Here is a 2,184-nt window from a genome sequence, read left to right as displayed (position 1 = left end):
AAACATAGCTCATCTTCGTCAAGAAATAAAAAAGCCCGCTTCGTCCGAAGCGGGCTTTTCTCACTTCCGGTATCAACAGATTAACCGAATGGCTCTCATAGGAATTAACTATTTGTTTATAACTAACTGTTTTTTGTTGAATTAAAAAATAATTATAGAAGTTGGCACAGCGGTTGCTCTAAGCCTGTCAGAACTTTTCAATCGACCGACAGACTAGAGACAACACCATGAAAAAAATCATTCGCAAAATCGTCCTCGGCTGCATGCTGCTGGCCCCCGCCTTCGCAAGCGCTGACATCATCACCCTGAACGCCACCGACTCCGGCTGGTACACCAACTATGGTGATCACACCGCGTCAAACACCAACTACATCGCCGGTAATATCCATGGGCAAAAATATCGCGACTTCTTTGTCTTTGACCTCGCCTCGATCACCGACGAGATCATCTCGGCCACTCTGAAGGTGAACTCAGTCGATGTCTCCAGGAGCGGCATCTGGTCTCTGTTCGATGTCAGCACCGATATCGGTACTCTGACGGCTGGCGGTTCCGGTCTGACCTCAATCTATAAGGATCTGGGAACCGGCACCAAATACGGCGCCACCAAAATCTTCTACAAGCAGGATCACATCAATCTCAATGTAGCACTGAATGGCAATGCCCTCAGCTCGCTGAACGCTGCCAACGACCTCTGGGCCGTAGGTGCCCGCTACAAATCAAAGGGGTATGCATTTGGTTACAGCAGCAGCAATTACACGCGTCAGCTGATCCTGGAGACCAAGGCCGACGTGCCTGAGCCTGCCTCTTTGGGTCTGCTGGCTGCTGGCCTGATCGGTCTTGGTGTCAGCCGTCGCCGCAAGCAGAAAGCCTGATCAACGACTCTCCTGCAAAAAAAAGCAGCCCCAACGCTCTGGGGCTGCTTTTTGTCTGTATCACTTCACGACCAAAGGGTCGCTTTGGCCGTCCAATCAGCCACCACCGATAATACCGGTGGGTTTGCCATCGATGCTGAGTACATTGCGCTCCCGCCAGTAGTCGCGGACCCCCTCTTCGCCCTTCTTCTCCGCCCAACTTTTGAGCTCATTCCGCTGCCCGATAAAGTCATAGAGCGGCACAGCGAAGCCACAGGAGGTCTGCACCAGGTCCACATCCATCACCACGATCTGGCGCGCGCCCGGCAGGCTGGGGAAACGGCCGATGTGCTGATCCCAGCCATCACTCCCCTGATGATAGACCCGGGCCTGCCCATAGAGGCGCAGGATCTTCGGCTCGCCCTCGAAGGCGCAGAACATGAGAGTCATGCGAGGATTTTCCAACAGGTGCGCGGCGGTTTCATTACCACTACCTGTCAGGTTGAGCCAGACTACCTGATTGGGAGCGCTAATACGTAGGCTGTCCATCCCTTTGGGGGAGAGGTTGATCCGCCCTTCGGCGGCTGCAGTGGCGACAAAAAAGATCTGCTGCCGGATAATGAATGCCGCATGCTTGTCTGAAATTGAATCGTACTGCTTGGCCATCTGATCCCTCTTATTTATCTATTGGATGATGCCAGGAGGCTACCATCGCAAAGCTCACTTCACCCGCATTTTGCCGCCAAACAACAGACTGCTGAGCTTGCCCCGGTTCGCCATCAGCCACTCATCGCGTTCACTCAGGATGGATCGGGCCATCTTCACCAGAGAGCGGAGCGAACTGGTGGAGGCGATCTCGATCCGCAACGCCTCTTGGGCCTTGGGGTTGTTCCAGGGGCCACCCTTGTGCTTGCGCAGAAACTTGCGGATCTGGGTATGCAGGGTGGCGCGCAGCTCGACCACGATATCGGCCTCTGCCTTCTTCGGCTCACGCCCCACCATGCCACGGCTCATCTGCTCCGCCTGCTTGCAGGTGACCAAGCCCAGGTTGACGCAGTCATTCTTCAGCAGCTCCTCCACCAGCTCACGCTGCTCAGCGAGGCGCTCTGGCATCGACTTGCCCTCGGGCACATAACCGGAGGGCGCGCGCCTCGGACGTGCTTTGGGGGCTGGCTCTGGCTCTGGCTCTGGCTCTGGCTCTGGCTCTGGCTCTGGCTCTGGCTCTGGCTCTGGCTCTGGCTCTGGCTCTGGCTCTGACAATCATCAGCACCTCCCAACTGAGTGTATCAGTCACCTCGACAATCATCAGAACCTCCCAACTGAGTGTATCAGT

At 55.5% G+C, this 2,184-nt stretch carries 3 protein-coding genes; 1 reads left to right on the top strand and 2 read right to left on the bottom strand.

Annotated elements, in window-relative coordinates; genetic code table 11:
- Window positions 1-227 precede the first annotated feature (227 nt).
- On the top strand, window positions 228-872 hold the full coding sequence (locus Ga0074115_RS15440) for a PEP-CTERM sorting domain-containing protein (protein WP_057955392.1): 645 nt from the start codon (window positions 228-230) through the stop codon (window positions 870-872).
- 96 nt (window positions 873-968) lie between these two features.
- Here Ga0074115_RS15440 and Ga0074115_RS15435 read toward each other — a convergent pair whose 3' ends face one another.
- Together Ga0074115_RS15435 and Ga0074115_RS15430 are read right to left on the bottom strand one after the other, a co-directional pair.
- Window positions 969-1,517 (bottom strand): pyridoxamine 5'-phosphate oxidase family protein, encoded by a 549-nt coding sequence (locus Ga0074115_RS15435; protein ID WP_005962737.1) that lies wholly within the window; start codon window positions 1,515-1,517, stop codon window positions 969-971.
- 54 nt (window positions 1,518-1,571) lie between these two features.
- Window positions 1,572-2,111 (bottom strand): hypothetical protein, encoded by a 540-nt coding sequence (locus tag Ga0074115_RS15430; RefSeq protein WP_087959803.1) that lies wholly within the window; start codon window positions 2,109-2,111, stop codon window positions 1,572-1,574.
- Window positions 2,112-2,184 lie beyond the last annotated feature (73 nt).

The sequence above is a fragment of the endosymbiont of Ridgeia piscesae genome (genome assembly GCF_001443665.1).
Lineage (GTDB): Bacteria > Pseudomonadota > Gammaproteobacteria > Chromatiales > Chromatiaceae > Endoriftia > Endoriftia persephonae.
Note: the sequence above shows the minus strand (reverse complement) of the source record. Positions and strands in the feature narration are given on the sequence as shown.